We start from the raw sequence: 17,215 nt of genomic DNA, 5'->3' as shown, positions 1-17,215 counted from the left end.
CACGCCCGATGAGACGACGGGGGAGAATCGGAAGGTCAGGCCTTCTCTAGTTCTTCTTCGTCCTCGTCTTCGTCTTCGTACTCGTCGGCCCACTTGTCGACGTACTGATCGTCCTGGTGGCCCAGCTCCTTCTCGAGCGCGCCGAAGTTCACCGTGTAGGTGTCGTACTTGAGCTCACGCGCGATCTTGGTGTGCTTCGCCTTCTGACGGCCACGCCCCATGCGAGACCCCCTCGATTCTCAGTCGCGGGCTGTGCGGCGGTGCCCGTCAAAACAATTCGGCCTGTGGCCGGGAAGAGTAGCATTCAGGATATCACGGCGCCCTCGTCACCTCGCCGGTCGGCGGGGTTTCGAGACGGCATCCCGCCGGTGGGCGCCAGACCGGAAGGCGAACATGAGCGACGACGCATCTGCCCCCGTTCCCCCGCATGCCGTGATCGTCGGGATGATCCCCGATCAGCCGGCGCGCGTCGTGCGCGAAGCCGCCCGCTATGCCGCGCTCCTGCAGGCGCCGCTGGTGGTCGCCTACGTCGACGTCACGCGGTTCGTCACCTATGAAGACCCCGACGGCTACGTGCACACGGCGCCCATCGACCTCGACGTCTCGCCGGGCGAGAGTCAGTTCGCGGCCGTGAAGGATGCCGTCGCGCACGCGCTGGCGGGGTCTCCGGTGGCCTGGTCGGCGACGTCGCTGGTGGGCGATCCCGCGCTGGCCATCAAGCATCTGGCCGAGCAGTCCGACGCGCGACTCATCGTCGTCGGCACGCGGCGCCGCGGCTTCGGGGAGTCGGTGCGCGAGTTCTTCACCGGCTCGGTCGCCGCACGGCTGGCGCACCGGCAGTCGCGCCCGATCCTCGTGGTGCCGCTGGAGGCGCCCGCCGCCGACGACGAGGAGCTCTGGCCCGAAGGCTGAGCTCCCCGCGGACGGCGTTGTACCCGGGCCCGCCCGTCAGCCCGCGAGGGCGCGGGTGAGGGAGCGCGATGCGTCCTCGAGCGCGCGCTCGAGCTCGTCGACGGCGGTCGCCGGCAGCGCTCCGCCGCGGGCGACGTGCGTGCGCAGGTCGGCACGGACGGTGGCGCGGAAGGTCGAGACGAGGGCGTCGGCGCGCTGCACCTGCTCGCGCGACGACGAGCGGGACTCGTCGCGCTCGGGCTGGGGGGCCTTCGCGGCGCGTTCGCGGGTGGCATCCTTGTCGGCCTGCGCGGCGGCGGCCAGGTCGGCCTTCAGGCTGCGCATGGCCTCGCGCATCGACCCGCGCACCTCGTCGGCGATCAGTCGGATGCTGTCCGAGAGGCCGTCTTCGATGCCCTGCAGGTCGTCGGCGCGCGAGGCGACCTCGGCGCGTCCGGCATCCGTGATCGCGTAGACCGTCTTGCGGCCGTCGACGGTCTTGGTGACCAGTCCTTCTTCTTCGAGCTTGGCCAGGCGCGGGTAGATCGTGCCGGCGCTGGGCGTGTAGGTGCCGCCGGTGCGGTCGGAGAGGGCCTGCATGAGGTCGTAGCCGTGCCGGGGCGACTCGTCGAGCAGCCGCAGCAGGTAGAGGCGGAGGTCGCCGTGGGAGAAGACCGGAGCCATGGTCACCACTCCTCGGGGGTCGGCGCGTCGCCGGCGGGGCCGGCGGCCGGTTCGGATGCCGCGGCGCGGCGCAGCACGGTGAGCGAGCCCGAGACCGAGTTCGCGCGGATGTCGACGAAGCTGCCCGACAGCTCGCCGATCGAGTCGGCGTAGTTGGTGGGGCCGGTCGCCGAGCGCTTGACGCCGTCGACCGTGACGCGGCCGCTGACGCTGCGCAGCACGTAGTTGGCGGGGAGCTCCTCGTCGAGGCGCACGGTGGTCTGGCCGCTGACGGTGTTGACGCCCACGGCCTGGATGCGGCCGGTGGAGTCGACCAGCAGGTCGCCCGAGACGGTGTCGATGGTGGCCTTGCGCAGCTCGCCGGTGACGGCCACGTCGCCCGAGACCGAGTTGGCGCTCAGCGCGCCGTGGAGGCCGCGGATCTGCACGTCGCCCGACACCGCGTTGGCGGAGATGTCGCCGGTCTGGCCGTCGACGATGATGTCGCCCGAGACGGTGTTGAGCTTGGCGTCGGTGGCCAGTCCCGACACCAGCGCGCTGGCGCTGACCACACCGAGGTTCAGCGCGATGTCGCGGGGGACGGCGACGCTGATCTCGGCCTTGGTGCCGCCGGAGCCGAAGCCGCGGAACACGTCGATGAAGTTGTCCCAGCGCAGCTGCGGGTGGTCGATCTCGACGACGTCGCCGTCGACTTCGATGCGCAGGTCCTTGCCGGTGACGGTGTGCACTTCGATGCGCACGCCGGGCTCGTCGTGGGCGATGACGTCGATCTGCCCGCCGATGAGGCCGACCTTGAGCTTGCGGGCGTTCTCGATGTCGATGACGCGGCTGTCGCCCGGGTGGATGATCCACTTCTCGAGGGTCATGATCTCTTCTTTCCTGAGGATGAGATTCGGGGACGCGATCAAGATATATCGCGTGTTGCGAGGGTAACACGATATATCTCGAAGTTGTCAAGAGATCCGCTTGACCTTGACGCGACGTCAACCTCTACCGTCGAACACATGACGAACGAATGGTCGATCCAGCAGATCGCGAAGCTCGCCGGAACCACGAGCCGGACCCTCCGGCACTACGGCGAGCTCGGGCTCCTGCAGCCCTCGCGCATCGGCGCGAACGGCTACCGGTACTACGACGGCACCGCCCTGGTGCGCCTGCAGCGCATCCTGCTGCTGCGCGAGCTGGGGCTCGGCCTCACGCAGATCGGCGACGTGCTGGCGCGCGAGACCGACGAGGTGCCGGCGCTGGAAGCCCACCTCGCCTGGCTGCGCGACGAACAGGACCGGCTCGGGCGGCAGATCGCCGCCGTGGGCTCGACCATCGCGTCACTGAGAGGAGGTGAAACCCCCATGGCATCAGAGATGTTCGACGGTTTCGATCACACGCGCTACCGCGACGAGGTCACCGAGCGCTGGGGCGCCGACGCCTATGCGCGCGGCGACGCGTGGTGGCGCGGCATGTCCGCCGACGAGAAGGCCGACTGGCAGGAGCGCACCGCGCGACTGGGCGCCGAGTGGACGGCCGCCGCCGCCCGCGGCATCCCCGCCGACGGCCCCGAGGCGCAGGCGCTGGCAGAACGCCACGTGCAGTGGCTGACCGGCATCCCCGGCACGCCCGCATCGGCCCCCAGCGGCGACGTCGCCGGCTACGTGACCGGGCTCGGCGAGATGTATGTCGCCGACCCGCGGTTCGCGGCCAACTACGGCGGCACCGCCGGCGCCGAGCTCGTGCGCGACGCGCTGCGCGTCTACGCCGCGACGCGCCTGTGAGAGCGGGCGGACAGACCGCCCGCAGACGACACGACGCCCCCACCTTCGCGGTGGGGGCGTCGTGATGTGTGGGGGAGTGAGGTCAGCTTCGACCGCCGCGGACGACCCGCAACAGGAAGGCGATGATGGCGATGACCGCAACGATCAGAGCCACCCACAGCAGCCAGTTGAGGGCGGTGTTCAGTCCGCCGACGATCGCCAGAACGATTGCGACGACGATGATGATGATGAGCGCGAGGTTCACGGGGTCTCCTTTTCGCGGGGCGATGAACGCATGGTCACGTCCACCGGGCATGGCAACGCTATTCCCTCAGCACACGTTCAGTTCACCCCCTTGCATGAGGGTGTTCGGATGCGGTAGAGACCGAAGCATGCCGCGACAAGATCCCACCCCCACGCTCAAAGACCCCGGCCTCTACGAAGAGCTCCGCGACCAGGGCGCGTCGAAGCAGAAGGCCGCGCGCATCTCCAACGCCGCCGCCCGCGACGGCCGCAGAGCCGTCGGTCGCCGCGGCGGCGAGTCGGGGTCGTACGACGACTGGACGGTGCCCGAGCTGCGGGCGCGGGCGAAGGAGATCGGTCTCACCGGATACTCCGGGAAGCGGAAGGCGGAGCTCATCCGGATGCTCCGCGACAGCTGACGTGCCGCGCCTGCGACGCGTGCGCCCCGGCGACGATCCCGGGTACCGGCGCATCCGGGTCGGCGACCGCTTCCGCTACACCGACCACGACGGCGGGGCCCTGGCCGCCGACGAGCGCGAGCGCGCCGTGGCCCTCGTCATCCCGCCCGCCTGGGAAGACGTGTGGATCAGCGCCGACCCGCTCGGTCACGTGCAGGCCACCGGCGTCGACGAGGCCGGTCGGATGCAGTACATCTACCACCCGCAGTGGTCGGCCGGCCGCGACAAGGGCAAGTACGCCCGCGCCCTGCAGCTGGCCGAGTCGCTGCCGCGCGCCCGCGGCCGGATCACCACGTCGCTGCGCCGCGACGACCTCGACCGCGAGCGGGTGCTCGCCGCCTCGTTCCGCCTGCTCGACCACGCCGCCCCGCGCATCGGGTCGGAGCGCTACCTCAAACGCCACGGCAGCCGCGGCCTCACCACCCTGCTGCGCCGGGATGCCGCGGTGGACGGCACGGTGCTGACGCTGCGCTTCCCGGGCAAGAGCGGCAAACGGCAAGAGCTCGACATCGACGACCCCGACCTCGCCGAGGTCTCGGCGCTGCTGGTGGCCGGGCGCCCGGCATCCCCGCTGCTGGCCTACACCCGCGGGCGCCGACGCGTCGCGCTGACCCCGAAAGACGTCAACGACTATGTGCGCACGATGACCGGCGGCGCCTTCAGCGCCAAGGACTTCCGCACCCTGCGCGGCACGATCCTCGCCGCCGACGCCCTGGCGCGCATCGGCACCGTCGACACCGCGAGCGACCGCAAGCGCGCCGAGGTGCTCGCCGTGCGCGCGGCATCCGAAGCCCTCGGCAACACCCCGTCGGTCGCGCGGGGGTCGTACATCGACCCCCGCGTGTTCCAGCGCTATCGGCGCGGAGTGCTGCTGGACACCACCGTGTCGCCCGAATCGGCGATCCGTGCGCTGATTCTGGGGTGACTCGGCCCTACGGTGATTCCATGGCCCGTGCGCGGTGGTTCTCGCCGGCCACGCTGCTGCTGGTGATGGCGGGCGGCGCGGTCGGCGTCGCCGCGCGCGCCGCCATCGTGCTGCCGCTGGGCGCGGGCACCCACCCGCTGGTCGTGCCGGCGGTCACCCTGCTGATCAACGTCGCCGGATCGCTGCTGCTGGGCGTCGTCGTCGGCTGGCTGGGCGACAGGCGTCCGCGGCTGCGCGCCTTCCTCGGCACCGGCGTGCTCGGCGGCTTCACCACCTACAGCGCCTTCGCCGTGCAGACGGTGACCACGGCCGCTGACGCCCCACTGGTGGGGCTGGCCCTCGCCGTCGTGTCGGTGTTCGCCGGTGCGGTGGCCGCGGCTGCCGGGCTGCGCCTCGGGCGCGCGGCCGGCCTCGCCCCGGTCGGCGCCCCACCGGAGGCGGCGGAGTGACCGGGATGCTGGAATTCGGCATGCTCGTGGCCGGCGGCGCGGTCGGCGCGGGCCTGCGCTACCTCGCCGACGGCGCCGTCATGCGCGGCCGCCGCGGGGTGTTCCCCCTCGGCATCCTGCTGGTCAACCTCAGCGGCTCGTTCGTGCTGGCCCTGCTCACCGGGCTCGGCGCCGTCATCGCCCCGGCGTGGGCCGCGATCCTCGGGGTGGGGCTGCTGGGCGGCTTCACGACCTTCTCGACCGTGTCGGTCGAAACGATCCTGCTGGCCGAGGGCGGACGACGCGACTGGGCGTGGGTGAACCTCGTCGGCACCCTCGTGGTGTGCGTGGTCGCCGCGTGGATCGGGGTCGGCATCGGCGGCCTCGCGCCGCGGTGACCGCCACCCCATCGGCCCCCACGCCCGCGTTCTCGCTGATCCGCGTGGGATACTGACACCGATACATCTCTGTATCCCGCGGTCCCCGCCGCACCTGCCCTCCACGCAAAGGCCTGCCTTGTCGAAACTCGCCGTTCTGAGCCTCAAGAACCGTGCCCTCATCGCGCTCGTCACGATCGTCGCCGCGGTCTTCGGAGGCCTCGCGCTGACGAGCCTCAAGCAGGAGCTCATCCCGTCGATCGAGTTCCCGCAGCTGTCGATCCTCACGACCTACCCGGGAGCGTCCCCCGACGTCGTCAACAACGACGTGTCGACCCCGATCGAGACGGCGATCCAGAGCGTGCCCGGGCTGGAATCGACCACGGCCACCAGCACCACCAACGCGTCGATCGTGCAGGCATCCTTCACCTACGGCACCGACCTGGCCACGGCCGAGCAGAAGATCCTGCAGTCGATCAACCGCATCCAGAGCCAGCTGCCCGAGGGCGTCGAGCCCAACGTCGTGTCGTTCTCCATCGACGACCTGCCCGTCATCGCGCTGGCCGTCACCGGCTACGACGACGCCGCGTCGATCCAGGGCGAGCTCGAGACCAGCGTCGTCCCCGACCTCGAAGACATCGCCGGGGTCAGCGGCGCCACCATCGTCGGCGGTCAGGGCCAGCGCGTCTCGATCACCCCCGACCCGGCACGTCTGGCCGAGTCCGGCTTCTCGCAGCAGGCCATCTCCGACGCCCTGAAGCAGAACGGCGTGCTGTTCCCGGGCGGCACCGTCGCCGAGGGCGACCAGACCCTCACCGTGCAGACCGGCGCCAAGCTCACCTCGGTCGACGAGATCTCCGCGCTCCCGCTCGTGCCCACCTCCCCCGAGCAGGCCGCCGCCGGCACCGTCAGCATCGGCGACGTGTCCACCGTCGCCCTCGGCCAGGACCCGGTCACCTCGATCTCCCGCGTCAACGGCGAGCCCGCCCTCACCGTCTCGATCACCAAGCTCCCCGCCGCCAACACCGTCGACGTCTCGAAGGCCGTCACCGCCGCGATCCCCGACCTGCAGTCGGCCATCGGCGACGACGCCGAGTTCACGATCGTCTTCGACCAGGCGCCCTACATCGAGCAGTCGATCGAGGCGCTCGCGCAGGAGGGTCTGCTCGGCCTCGTCTTCGCGGTGCTGGTGATCTTCGTCTTCCTGCTGTCGGTGCGCTCGACCCTGGTCGCGGCCATCTCGATCCCCACCAGCGTGCTCATCACCTTCGTCGGCATCCAGGCGTTCGGGTACTCGCTGAACATCCTCACCCTCGGTGCGCTCACCATCGCGATCGGCCGAGTCGTGGACGACTCCATCGTCGTCATCGAGAACATCAAGCGCCACTACGTCGGCAGCGCCGACAAGCTGCGCTCCATCCTGCTCGCGGTGCGCGAGGTCGCCGCGGCGATCACGGCATCCACCATCACCACCGTGGCCGTCTTCCTGCCGATCGCCTTCGTCGGCGACGTCACCGGCGAGCTGTTCCGGCCCTTCGCGCTCACCGTCACCATCGCGATGGCCGCCTCGCTGTTCGTGGCGCTGACGATCGTGCCGGTGCTCGCCTACTGGTTCCTCAAGCCCGGCAAGCCCCTCACCGACGCCGAGGGCCGTCAGGTCGACCCCGAAGACCCGGCCGCGCCGCCCTCGCGCCTGCAGAAGGGCTACCTGCCCATCCTGCGCTGGACGCTGAAGCACTCGTGGATCACGCTGCTGCTGGCCGTGCTCGTGCTCGCCGGCACCGTCGCCGCCGCGCCGTTCATGAAGACCAACTTCCTCGGCGACAGCGGGCAGAACACGTTCACCGTCACGCAGGACCTCGGCCCCGCGGCCAGCCTCGACGCGCAGGACGCCGCCGCGCAGACCGTCGAGAACGCGCTGCTCGAGGTCGACGGCATCGACACCGTGCAGACCTCGATCGGCTCGAGCGGGTCGGCGGTGCGCGACGCCTTCTCGGGCGGCAGCGCCGGCATCACCTACTCGATCACCACCGACCCCGCCGCCGACCAGGTCGCCGTGCGCGAAGACGTGCAGCAGGCCGTCGCCGACCTCGACGACGTCGGCACCGTCACCGTCTCGTCGGGTCAGGGCGGCTTCGGGTCGAGCGACATCGCCGTCGACGTGACCGCGCCCGACGCGGCATCCCTGCAAGAGGCCACCGACACCGTGGTGGGCGCCCTCGACGGCGCCGACGGCCTCGGTCAGGTCACCTCCAACCTCGCCGCCTCGCTGCCCTACGTGGCCGTGACCGTCGACCGCGACGCGGCCGCCGCGCTCGGGCTCTCGGAGGTCGCCGTCGGCGGCATCGTCTCGGGCACGATGCAGCCCTCGCAGCTGGGCACCGTCGAGATCGACGGCACCGGGCTGACCGTCTACCTGCAGTCCGCGTCGGTGCCCGCCACGATCGACGAGCTGCAGAACCTGCCGATCCCGAGCGCCGGCGGGCCCATCCCGCTGTCGCAGATCGCCACCGTCGAGCAGAGCCAGGGCCCCACCTCGATCACCACCGAGCGCGGGCAGCGCACCGCGACGGTGACCGTGACCCCCTCGACCGACGACCTCAACGCGGCCTCGGCCACCGTCACTGCGGCCCTCGTCGACCTCGACCTGCCCACGGGCGCCGACGCCCAGGTGGGCGGCGTGCTCTCGCAGCAGCAGGACGCATTCGGTCAGCTCGGCCTCGCGATGCTCGCCGCGATCCTCATCGTCTACATCGTCATGGTCGCGACCTTCAAGTCGCTGCGCCAGCCGCTGCTGCTGCTCGTGTCGGTGCCGTTCGCCGCCACCGGCGCGATCCTGCTGCAGATCGCCACCGGGGTGCCGCTGGGCGTCGCCTCGCTCATCGGCGTGCTGATGCTCATCGGCATCGTGGTCACCAACGCGATCGTGCTCGTCGACCTCGTCAACCAGTACCGCGAGAAGGGGCTCACCGCCCACGACGCCACCCTCGCCGGTGGCGCGCGACGCCTGCGCCCCATCCTCATGACCGCGCTGGCCACGATCTTCGCGCTCACGCCCATGGCGCTCGGCATCACCGGCCACGGCGGCTTCATCTCGCAGCCGCTGGCGATCGTCGTCATCGGCGGTCTCATCTCGTCGACCGTGCTCACCCTGCTGGTGCTGCCGACCCTCTACAACCTCGTCGAGGGCGCCAAGGAGCGTCGCCGCGTGCGCCGCGGCGAGCCCGCTGTGCTGCCGGGTGACTTCGCGACGGCGGGCGCCGGTGCGGGGGCTGTCGCCGTGGGTGCTGGGGTTGGTGCTGGTGCGGGTGCGGTGGGTGCCGGTGCGCTGGCGGTGGGTGCCGGCGGGGTGCCCGCGACCCGTCGCGAGCGGCGCCTGCTCGAGGAGGCCGCGACCGGCGGCATCCCGATCATCGCGGCGCCGGTCGTCGCGGCCGAGGCGGATGCCCCCGTCGATGCGGACGCCCCTAGCGAGGCGGTGTCCTCGGTCGATGCGGCGGCTCCGGTCGAAGCCACGCCCGAGGCGGATGCCCCCGTCGAGGACGTGCCCGACGCGGCGATCGCGGAGGAGCAGGTCGTCGAGTCCGACGAGACGGCCGCCGCAGCCGAGCCCCTCATCGAAGAGGCTCCCGACGTCGAGCTGACCTCCGACGAGCCCGCCGGCGGCGCCCCTGCCGACACCGACTCCGCTGACGACGCCCCGGTGGTCGGCGAGCCGGTGTTCGAGGAGGCTCCCGACGTCGAGTTGGGCTCGGATGTCCCCGCGCCCGAGGCCGCGACCGCAGCGCACGACGAGCAGTGGCGCGAGCCCGCCCCCGTCGACGCGGCAGCCGCCGCGCAGACCGAGGCCGGGTCCGACGTGACCGCGACCCCCGTGCTCGACGAGGGTCCCGACGTCGAGGTGGGCTCGGACGTCCCCGCCCCCGAGGCCGCGACCGCCGCGCACGACGAGCAGTGGCGCGAGCCCGCTCCCGCGGGTGACGAGCCCGAGCACGGCGAGGACGGCGACGGCTCGGGCGAGGGTGAGGCCTCCGACGGCGAGTCCGGCGACGAGTCGCACGGCGACGACCCGCACGGAGAGCCCGGCGACGAGCAGTGGCAGGAGCGCCGCGACTGACGGCATCCACCCGGCCGGCACATGCCGGTCGGGCGATACACAGGTGCGGCCGATACAGTGGTGGGGTCGGCTTTCGGACACCGTGCTGCGGCGCGGATGGGTTTGTGAGTCCAAGGGGCCGATGGTGAGCGCCGCTCGGCGCACATGACCATCACTGTTGAATGGCCCCGGCCGACGGATGTCCGGGATGCCCGCCCTGCGGATCTCGCGGTCGGGCGCTGTTCTCGTGCGAACAGAACCCGGAAAGTCCCCCATGCCCAAGAACAAGAAGCCCGCCGGCGGCCGCGCTCAGAATTTCGAGCCCCGCTACGGCAAGAAGACCTCCTTCCAAGACGCGAAGCGCCGCCCCGGCCAGTCGTCCGCCGGCAAGCCCGGCAGCAAGAGCCCCAGCCACCGCGGGTTCAAGCCCGAGGCCGAGGACGCTCCGAAGAAGCAGCGCTGGAGCGCCCAGGAGCGTGCCGGCCGCGACGAGTCGCGCGGCATCCGCACCCACGCGCGCGACGCGCGCAGCAGCCAGACCGCCCGCGCATACGACGACCGCCCCCGTCGCACCGACGACCGTCCCGCCCGCTCGTTCGACGACCGTGGCTCGCGGAACTCCTCCACTTTCGACCGTGAGCGCCCGAACCGGGCCGATTCGGCCCGCGCAGGCTCGGATCGGAGGAGTTTCGACCGCCCCGCGCGCTCGTTCGACGACCGCCCGCGTCGCTCCGACGACCGCCCGGCCCGTTCGTTCGACGACCGCCCGCGTCGCTCCGACGACCGCCCCGCCCGCTCGTTCGACGACCGCGGCTCGCGGAACTCCTCCACTTTCGACCGTGAGCGCCCGAATCGGGCCGATTCGGGTCGCGCAGGCTCGGATCGGAGGAGTTTCGACCGTCCGGCGCGCTCGTTCGACGACCGGCCGCGTCGCTCCGACGACCGTCCCGCCCGCTCGTTCGACGACCGTGGCTCGCGGAACTCCTCCACTTTCGACCGTGAGCGCCCGAATCGGGCCGATTCGGGTCGTGGGGGCTCGGATCGGAGGAGTTTCGACCGTCCCGCCCGTTCGTTCGACGACCGGCCGCGTCGCTCCGACGACCGCCCGGCCCGCTCGTTCGACGACCGGCCGCGTCGGTCCGACGACCGCCCGGCCCGCTCGTTCGACGACCGGCCGCGTCGGTCCGACGACCGCCCGGCCCGCTCGTTCGACGACCGCCCGGCCCGCCGCGAGCGGCCCGACAGCCGGCCGAACCGGTCGGACTGGAACGCCCCGCAGAAGTCCGCGGCCCACGCCGACCACGTCGACGTCGTGCACGAGCGGTTGCAGGCCGAGGCGGTGGATGCCGCGTCGATCGAGGCCGCGGGCTTCGGCGATCTGGGCCTCGGCCAGAACCTCGTGAAGCAGCTCGCCGAGCTCGGCGCCGAGACGCCCTTCCCGATCCAGGTCGCGACGATCACGCCGATCCTCGAGGGCCGCGACGTGCTGGCCCGCGGCCGCACCGGCTCGGGCAAGACCATCGCCTTCGGCGCCCCGCTGGTCGAGTCGGTGCTGCGCAGCCAGGCCGGTCAGCGCCGCGAGTTCGGCCGGTCGCCCAAGGCGCTCATCCTCGCCCCGACCCGCGAGCTCGCCCTGCAGATCGACCGCACCGTGCAGGCGCTTGCCCGCAGCGTGGGCCTGTTCACCACGCAGATCTACGGCGGTGTGCCGCAGGCGCGTCAGGTGGGTGCGCTGAAGAAGGGCGTCGACATCATCGTCGGCACCCCGGGCCGCATCGAAGACCTGCAGGCGCAGGGCAAGCTCGACCTCTCCGACATCCGCGTGGTCGTGCTCGACGAGGCCGATCACATGAGCGAGCTCGGCTTCCTCGAGCCGATGCAGCGCATCCTGCGCCTCGTGCCCGCCGACGCGCAGAAGCTGCTGTTCTCGGCCACGCTCGACCGCGAGGTCGCCGCGCTGGTCGACGAGTTCCTGGTCGATCCCGCCGTCTACGAGGTGGCCGGCGAGACGCAGGACACCGGCACGATCGAGCACCGCGTGCTCGTGATCGACCACCGCGACAAGTCCGAGATGCTCGTCTCGCTCGCCGACCGCGACGGCAAGACGCTCATCTTCACCCGCACGCGGGCGTTCGCCGAGATGGTCGCCGAGAACCTCGACGACGCCGGCATCCCCGCCGTCGCGCTGCACGGCGACTTGAATCAGGCCAAGCGCACGCGCAACCTGCAGCGGCTGACCGACGGCAAGGTGCGGGTGCTGGTCGCCACGGATGTCGCCGCCCGCGGCATCCACGTCGACGACATCGACCTCGTGATCCAGGCCGACGCGCCCGACGAGTACAAGACCTACCTGCACCGCTCCGGCCGCACCGGCCGCGCGGGGCGCGAGGGCACCGTCGTCACGCTGATCGCCCGTCAGCGTCGCCGCCGCATGACCGAGATGCTCGAGCGCGCCGAGATCGACGCGCCGTTCGACGAGGTGCGCGTGGGCGACGACCTGATCGAGGAGCTGGCCGGCCGCCAGGCCCGCAACGTCGACGCCTGACCCGCATCCACGATCGATCCCCGCGACGGGGCCCTCCGGGGCATCCCGCCGCGGGGATCGTCGTTTCGGGGCGGATGCCGCGGCGGCACGCCCCGAGACGGGTGACCACGGTGTGCCGGGCGCGGAATGGTTCTACAGTGTCGGCATGGGGATGCGGACGAGGCTGTCTGCCGCAGGAGCGCCGGCGTTGATCGTCGTGCTCGCCGGCTGCACGCCGACCCCGGCCGGGAGCACCCCGACCCCGTCGACCCCCGCCACGAGCGCGCCGCCGGCCGCCACCGCGACCGCGTCGCCGACTGCCACGAGTGCGCCCCCGCCGACCACCACCCTGTCGGGGCCACTCACCATGCCGACGTGCGACCAGATCATGGATGCCGACGCCACCGCGCAGCTGTTCGACCCGAACATCGAGCCCATCCCCGGCGTCGGCGGGCTGGAGCCGAGCGCGCTGCCCGGCCCGGCCGCGCAGACCGCGCTGGCCTCGGCGACCGTCTCGGTGTCGTGCATGTGGGGGATCCCGAACTCCGACGGCGGCTTCCACGGGGTGATCGCGCAGCTCGACCCGACCGTCCGTGACGAGCTGATCGCCGCGCTCGAGGCCAGTTCGTACGAGCGGGGCACCGTCTCGGGGGCGCCGTCGTACGGCGCCGACTTCGACGACGAGATCCTCGGCTACTCGGTGCACTACACGTTCGAGGGCGATGCGTGGGTGATCGTCATGGGCACGCTTTTCCACCAGGAGGACTCGGTGCCCGTCGCCGAGCGCGCCCTCGCCGCCCTGCACGCCGTCAACCCCTGACCAGCACCCCGCACGCCCCCACTCAGAACAGCGTCGCCGCCCCCGCCATCGCCGGCATCCGGGCGCCCGTGGCGCGTACCGGTCCCGGGCGCGGGACGCGCATCTCGACCTCTTCCTCGGCGCCGCCGGCGAGACGGTGGCGGTGCAGCAGCGGGCGCACCCGCGCCGTGAGCAGCTTGCGGTAGCCCACCGGCGCGCTCACCGAGACGCCCGGGTAGAGGCCGCGATAGACCGGCAGCAGGTCGGGGCGCTCGCGTTCGAGCCACTGCCAGAACCACTGCTTGGCGCCGGGGCGCAGGTGCAGCGCGCCGAACACGACACGCGTGGCGCCGGCGGCCGCGATCTGCGCGAGCGCGTGATCGAGGGCGGCGGGCGAGTCGGTGAGGTGGGGGAGGATCGGCATGAGGAACACGGTCACCCGGAACCCGGCGTCGGTCGCTGCGCGCACGGTGGCCAGCCGCGCCGCCGCCGACGGGGTGCCCGGCTCGACGAGCTTCTGCAGGTCGTCGTCGAACACCGCGATCGACATCGCGATCGACACCCGCACGGATGCCGCGGCGTCGGCCAGCTGCGGCAGATCACGCCGCAGCAGCGTGCCCTTGGTGAGCACCGAGAACGGCGTGCCGCTCTCGGCGAGGGCGTCGATGATTCCCGGCATGAGCCGGTAGCGACCCTCGGCGCGCTGGTAGGGGTCGGTGTTGGTGCCCAGGGCCACCGTCTCGCGCAGCCACGTGGGTCGCGCCAACTCGCGCCGCGTCACCTCGGCGACGTTCGTCTTGACGACGATCTGGCTGTCGAAGTCGGCGCCGGCGTCGAGCTCGAGGTATTCGTGCGTCTTGCGTGCGAAGCAGTACGCGCAGGCGTGGCTGCAGCCGCGGTAGGGGTTGATGGTCCAGTCGAACGGCATCGCCGAGGCGCCCGGCACGTGGTTGAGCGCCGACTTGGCGAGCACCTCGTGGAAGGTGATGCCCGCGAACTCGGGCGTGGTCACGCTGCGCACGAGACCGTCGAGGGATTCCAGCCCGGGCAGCGCGTCGACGTCCGTCGCGCCCACCTGCTGCCCCTGCCATCGCATTCCGACAGTCGAACAGAAAACCGAAGAAACGTCAACCGGGGCGCTCCGAGGATAGAACAGGGTGCGGGATACCGAGTGCCATGCCCAGTGGCATCCGATCTCACCGACGCGTAGACTCGACCACGCCATCAATGATGAGGAGGTCGGCGCATGGAGCGCGATATCTACGACGAGGACCACGAGGCGTTCCGCGACGTCGTCAAGGAGTTCATCAAGCGCTACGTCACCAACGAGAAGCGCGAGCAGTGGGATGCCGACGGCGAAGTCGACCGAGCCACCATGCTCGCCGCGGGCGAGGCCGGCATCATCGGGCTCAGCGTGCCCGACGAGTTCGGCGGCGCCGGCATGCTGCAGGACTACCGCTTCCGCGCCGTGGTGAACGAAGAGGTCATCCGCGCCGGTGCCGGCTCGCTGGCCGGGGCCTTCGGCATCCAGGACGACCTGGCCGTGCCCTACCTCGTGCACATGGGCACGCAGGAGCAGAAGCAGACGTGGCTGCCCCGCATGGCCACCGGCGAGGTGATCGGCGCGCTCGCGATGACCGAGCCCGGCGCGGGCAGCGACCTGCGCGGCATCAAGACGACCGCCAAGAAGGTCGACGGCGGCTACCTCGTCAACGGTGCGAAGACGTTCATCTCCAGCGGCAAGACCGCCGACCTCATCGTCACCTTCGTCAAGACGGGCGAGGGCAACCGCCCCGACGCCTTCTCGCTCGTGCTGATCGAGAACGGCATGGAGGGCTTCGACCACGGCAAGAAGCTGCACAAGATGGGCTTCCAGGGGCACGACACCGCCGAGCTCAGCTTCTCGGACGTCTTCGTTCCCGAAGCCAACCTCATCGGCGGCAAGGAAGGGCTCGGCTTCGTCCAGCTCATGATGAACCTGCCGCTGGAGCGCCTGTCGATCGGCGTGGCCGGCGCTGCCGCAGCGGCCGCCGCGCTGGAGTGGACCGTCGCCTACACGAAGGACCGCGAAGCCTTCGGCGAGCGTGTCATCGACTTCCAGAACACCCGTTTCAAGCTCGCCGACGTCGCCACGACCGTCGATGCGCTCTGGGCCTACATCGACCGCGGCCTGAAGGCCTACGGCGAGGGCAAGCTCTCGGCCGAAGAGGCGGCCAAGATCAAGTTCTGGGCCACCGAGCGCGAGTGGGAAGTGCTCGACACCTGCGTGCAGCTGCACGGCGGGTACGGCTACATCACCGAGTACCCCATCGCCCGGGCGTTCCTCGACGCCCGCGTGCACCGCATCTACGGCGGCACGAACGAGATCATGCGCGAGATCGTGGGGCGTCAGATCGCCGGCAAGCGCTGAGCCGACCCCTCATGTGATCCTGCAGCCATCCTGCGAAATCCGTCAGCGAAGATGCGCCAAGCCCATCGAGTTGCGTCAACTTCAGACAGTTGATCGTTGAGTTGATTGGGGAGCGCGTCCTCCGCACCTGAGAGTTCTGAAATGGCCAGACCGGAACGAAAGACTCCTGCTGAACTGACGCCGTCGTGGCCCGATGGTGCCTCCGCTGACCCAGACGCGGAGGTGGCGCGTCTTTTTGCCGTCGCGGTGAACGCAGTTCTGGCAGACAGGAGCGTGCGTGCGCTCGCACGCGACTCCGGCGTCCATGAGTCGACCCTCCGAACCATTCTTGCGGGCAGCGCATGGCCGGATCTGCGGACGATCTCTCGGTTGGAGCGTGCAACTGGGGTGCCTCTCTTCCCCCGCTGACCCAGCGTGTTTGACACGGTTGGATGCTCCGACCGAAGCGCCCGCGGGTCAGCCGGGTCGGGCTGTAGTGGCACCCGGTCAGAGTCGTCGGGTGCCACTACTGCGCGGAGGGCTAGTCGATCAGGACCGTGTCGGCGATCTTGGTGGCGACTTCTTCCAGCGACGCGTAGTCGGAGGTCGTGAGGCCAGAGTGGGACGCGAGGAGCGGGCTCACGTCCCGAAGCTCCGGGAACGTCGTCTCGTGTGCGATCGGGATCACACGACCGCTGGACAGGAGTACCGACAGTTCTTTATCTGCGATGCCTTCTGCGTTGAGGCTTCGCAGAAGTGCCGGCGTTACGAGCACGATTCCCGCGCGAGAGCTCCTCAGTCCCTTATCGATCTGGCGCATCAGGGGAGTGCCGAGCGGGACGTCCTTTTCGCTGAACCACACCTTGACGTCGAGCCCCGTGAGCAGGTTGTAGAACTCGAGTGCTGCTCCCTGCCGGTCATCCCACGCGTGGCAGAGAAACAGATCGCGACGGTCGATTGCAGTCTTCGCGATCCGCTCGACCTCCTCGCGGACGGGGTTGAGGATCCGGTACTCACTCGGCGAGTAGGTGACCGTCGACCTGCGAGCATGGCTCGCGCCGGAGCGTCGAGTGCCGCCGCCGGAAGAGCGACTGGCATAGCTGCGGTGCACGCGCGGAGGAGAAGGCGGAGGCGTATAGGCGGGGGCCGGCTCGTACGCAGAGGGGTAGCTGTACCCATAGCCGTAGCGTGAGCGTCGGCCGCCATGGACGGGGCAGTCGTCGCCGCCGCCGCGAATGTGGCCACGCACCGGCGCGGTACATCCGCCGCTTCCGCGGGCCATCAGCGGTTCCCCCGATGCTTCGTCGGGTCCACGAGCCGGTACGACTGCCCCGCCTTCGGCGTGGGCGGCAGGGGGTTTCCCCTGGTTGAGGTCCGCTCGTCCCCGGTCGCACCACCACGCGGCCCGATGATCTCGTACTGTCCGGAGCGAGGCGTGCGGTCGCCCGGGGTCAACTTGTCGTTCATGTCCAAACCCTTTCAAGGTTCGTTGTGGATGCGGCCAACGGGTTTGCTGGCAGCAGCCGACGTGCGTACCTTGGAGGGATTCCGTCTTCCAGAAGGAATCCCGCCCTCCCATTCGATTGCCGTCGAATCGGGGGGCTTTTCCGTTGCATCGCTGCCGGTTCGGTGCCCAACACTACATGTAGGTGC

At 70.8% G+C, this 17,215-nt stretch carries 17 protein-coding genes and 1 pseudogene; 11 read left to right on the top strand and 7 right to left on the bottom strand.

All coding sequences use genetic code 11. The features are described 5' to 3' along the window. Positions 1-35: 35 nt before the first annotated feature. Positions 36-221, bottom strand: a complete 186-nt coding sequence (locus N3K63_RS03365; RefSeq protein WP_261578571.1) for a DUF3073 domain-containing protein — start codon at positions 219-221, stop codon at positions 36-38. A gap of 172 nt (positions 222-393) precedes the next feature. On the opposite strand from N3K63_RS03365, the gene N3K63_RS03360 reads away from it, so the two are divergent. Then, on the top strand, positions 394-912 hold the full coding sequence (locus N3K63_RS03360; RefSeq protein ID WP_261578570.1) for a universal stress protein: 519 nt from the start codon (positions 394-396) through the stop codon (positions 910-912). Positions 913-948: 36 nt separating this feature from the next. Here N3K63_RS03360 and N3K63_RS03355 read toward each other — a convergent pair whose 3' ends face one another. Then, the gene (locus tag N3K63_RS03355; RefSeq protein ID WP_261578569.1) at positions 949-1,575 is read right to left on the bottom strand and encodes a PadR family transcriptional regulator; all 627 of its coding nucleotides are present in this window, start codon (positions 1,573-1,575) and stop codon (positions 949-951) included. A 2-nt stretch (positions 1,576-1,577) separates the two neighbouring features. Then, positions 1,578-2,441, bottom strand: a complete 864-nt coding sequence (locus tag N3K63_RS03350; protein ID WP_261578568.1) for a DUF4097 domain-containing protein — start codon at positions 2,439-2,441, stop codon at positions 1,578-1,580. A gap of 138 nt (positions 2,442-2,579) precedes the next feature. Between N3K63_RS03350 and N3K63_RS03345 the strand changes: the two genes are divergently transcribed. Next, positions 2,580-3,344, top strand: coding sequence for a MerR family transcriptional regulator (locus N3K63_RS03345; protein ID WP_261578567.1), 765 nt, complete (start codon positions 2,580-2,582; stop codon positions 3,342-3,344). A gap of 82 nt (positions 3,345-3,426) precedes the next feature. Here N3K63_RS03345 and N3K63_RS03340 read toward each other — a convergent pair whose 3' ends face one another. Next, entirely contained in the window at positions 3,427-3,588 is a 162-nt protein-coding gene (locus N3K63_RS03340) for a hypothetical protein (protein WP_261578566.1), read from the bottom strand. Positions 3,589-3,715: 127 nt separating this feature from the next. Here N3K63_RS03340 and N3K63_RS03335 point away from each other — a divergent pair, with 127 nt between their 5' ends. The 6 genes and pseudogenes from N3K63_RS03335 to N3K63_RS03310 all read left to right on the top strand — a co-directional run bounded on the left by N3K63_RS03335 (position 3,716) and on the right by N3K63_RS03310 (position 12,395). Next, positions 3,716-3,985 carry a Rho termination factor N-terminal domain-containing protein gene (locus N3K63_RS03335; RefSeq protein ID WP_261578565.1) on the top strand — a complete coding sequence of 90 codons (270 nt, stop codon included), beginning with the start codon at positions 3,716-3,718 and terminating at the stop codon, positions 3,983-3,985. 1 nt (position 3,986) lies between these two features. After that, positions 3,987-4,949 (top strand): DNA topoisomerase IB, encoded by a 963-nt coding sequence (locus tag N3K63_RS03330; RefSeq protein ID WP_261578564.1) that lies wholly within the window; start codon positions 3,987-3,989, stop codon positions 4,947-4,949. Between the two features lie 20 nt (positions 4,950-4,969). Further along, positions 4,970-5,398, top strand: a complete 429-nt coding sequence (locus N3K63_RS03325; RefSeq protein ID WP_261578563.1) for a fluoride efflux transporter FluC — start codon at positions 4,970-4,972, stop codon at positions 5,396-5,398. Between the two features lie 5 nt (positions 5,399-5,403). After that, the gene (gene crcB, locus N3K63_RS03320) at positions 5,404-5,775 is read left to right on the top strand and encodes a fluoride efflux transporter CrcB (protein WP_261579180.1); all 372 of its coding nucleotides are present in this window, start codon (positions 5,404-5,406) and stop codon (positions 5,773-5,775) included. A gap of 118 nt (positions 5,776-5,893) precedes the next feature. Continuing rightward, positions 5,894-9,055: pseudogene (locus N3K63_RS03315) on the top strand (efflux RND transporter permease subunit); the annotation flags it as partial. 1,069 nt (positions 9,056-10,124) lie between these two features. Then, the gene (locus N3K63_RS03310) at positions 10,125-12,395 is read left to right on the top strand and encodes a DEAD/DEAH box helicase (protein WP_261578562.1); all 2,271 of its coding nucleotides are present in this window, start codon (positions 10,125-10,127) and stop codon (positions 12,393-12,395) included. 132 nt (positions 12,396-12,527) lie between these two features. On the opposite strand, the gene N3K63_RS03305 is transcribed toward N3K63_RS03310, so the two are convergent. Next, positions 12,528-12,698 carry a hypothetical protein gene (locus tag N3K63_RS03305; RefSeq protein ID WP_261578561.1) on the bottom strand — a complete coding sequence of 57 codons (171 nt, stop codon included), beginning with the start codon at positions 12,696-12,698 and terminating at the stop codon, positions 12,528-12,530. A gap of 43 nt (positions 12,699-12,741) precedes the next feature. Between N3K63_RS03305 and N3K63_RS03300 the strand changes: the two genes are divergently transcribed. After that, positions 12,742-13,194, top strand: coding sequence for a hypothetical protein (locus N3K63_RS03300; protein ID WP_261578560.1), 453 nt, complete (start codon positions 12,742-12,744; stop codon positions 13,192-13,194). Between the two features lie 22 nt (positions 13,195-13,216). Here the strand turns inward: N3K63_RS03300 and N3K63_RS03295 are convergent, their stop codons facing one another. Continuing rightward, positions 13,217-14,269: an Rv2578c family radical SAM protein gene (locus N3K63_RS03295; RefSeq protein WP_261578559.1), complete on the bottom strand. Its 1,053-nt coding sequence runs from the start codon at positions 14,267-14,269 to the stop codon at positions 13,217-13,219. A gap of 150 nt (positions 14,270-14,419) precedes the next feature. Between N3K63_RS03295 and N3K63_RS03290 the strand changes: the two genes are divergently transcribed. Together N3K63_RS03290 and N3K63_RS15220 are read left to right on the top strand one after the other, a co-directional pair. Then, entirely contained in the window at positions 14,420-15,583 is a 1,164-nt protein-coding gene (locus N3K63_RS03290; protein WP_261578558.1) for an acyl-CoA dehydrogenase family protein, read from the top strand. Positions 15,584-15,724: 141 nt separating this feature from the next. Further along, complete coding sequence (locus N3K63_RS15220) at positions 15,725-15,991, top strand: helix-turn-helix domain-containing protein (protein ID WP_390894961.1); 267 nt, start codon at positions 15,725-15,727, stop codon at positions 15,989-15,991. 112 nt (positions 15,992-16,103) lie between these two features. On the opposite strand, the gene N3K63_RS03285 is transcribed toward N3K63_RS15220, so the two are convergent. Beyond that, positions 16,104-16,673 carry a toll/interleukin-1 receptor domain-containing protein gene (locus tag N3K63_RS03285; RefSeq protein WP_261578557.1) on the bottom strand — a complete coding sequence of 190 codons (570 nt, stop codon included), beginning with the start codon at positions 16,671-16,673 and terminating at the stop codon, positions 16,104-16,106. Positions 16,674-17,215: the final 542 nt, after the last annotated feature.

Origin of the sequence: Microbacterium festucae (assembly GCF_025421715.1) — a bacterium.
Taxonomy (GTDB): domain Bacteria; phylum Actinomycetota; class Actinomycetes; order Actinomycetales; family Microbacteriaceae; genus Microbacterium; species Microbacterium festucae.
The sequence above is the reverse complement of the archived record's forward strand: the minus strand, read 5'-3'. Positions and strand labels throughout refer to the sequence as shown.

What these genes read in the sequence shown, in the direction of transcription:
- crcB (WP_261579180.1), top strand. Translation starts at nt 5,404, where the DNA reads ATGCTGGAATTCGGCATGCTCGTGGCCGGCGGCGCGGTCGGCGCGGGC.
- N3K63_RS03360 (WP_261578570.1), top strand. Translation starts at nt 394, where the DNA reads ATGAGCGACGACGCATCTGCCCCCGTTCCCCCGCATGCCGTGATCGTC.
- N3K63_RS03345 (WP_261578567.1), top strand. Translation starts at nt 2,580, where the DNA reads ATGACGAACGAATGGTCGATCCAGCAGATCGCGAAGCTCGCCGGAACC.
- N3K63_RS03310 (WP_261578562.1), top strand. Translation starts at nt 10,125, where the DNA reads ATGCCCAAGAACAAGAAGCCCGCCGGCGGCCGCGCTCAGAATTTCGAG.
- N3K63_RS03335 (WP_261578565.1), top strand. Translation starts at nt 3,716, where the DNA reads ATGCCGCGACAAGATCCCACCCCCACGCTCAAAGACCCCGGCCTCTAC.
- N3K63_RS03325 (WP_261578563.1), top strand. Translation starts at nt 4,970, where the DNA reads ATGGCCCGTGCGCGGTGGTTCTCGCCGGCCACGCTGCTGCTGGTGATG.
- N3K63_RS03290 (WP_261578558.1), top strand. Translation starts at nt 14,420, where the DNA reads ATGGAGCGCGATATCTACGACGAGGACCACGAGGCGTTCCGCGACGTC.
- N3K63_RS03355 (WP_261578569.1), bottom strand. Translation starts at nt 1,575, where the DNA reads ATGGCTCCGGTCTTCTCCCACGGCGACCTCCGCCTCTACCTGCTGCGG.
- N3K63_RS03300 (WP_261578560.1), top strand. Translation starts at nt 12,742, where the DNA reads ATGCCGACGTGCGACCAGATCATGGATGCCGACGCCACCGCGCAGCTG.
- N3K63_RS03295 (WP_261578559.1), bottom strand. Translation starts at nt 14,269, where the DNA reads ATGCGATGGCAGGGGCAGCAGGTGGGCGCGACGGACGTCGACGCGCTG.
- N3K63_RS03350 (WP_261578568.1), bottom strand. Translation starts at nt 2,441, where the DNA reads ATGACCCTCGAGAAGTGGATCATCCACCCGGGCGACAGCCGCGTCATC.
- N3K63_RS15220 (WP_390894961.1), top strand. Translation starts at nt 15,725, where the DNA reads ATGGCCAGACCGGAACGAAAGACTCCTGCTGAACTGACGCCGTCGTGG.
- N3K63_RS03365 (WP_261578571.1), bottom strand. Translation starts at nt 221, where the DNA reads ATGGGGCGTGGCCGTCAGAAGGCGAAGCACACCAAGATCGCGCGTGAG.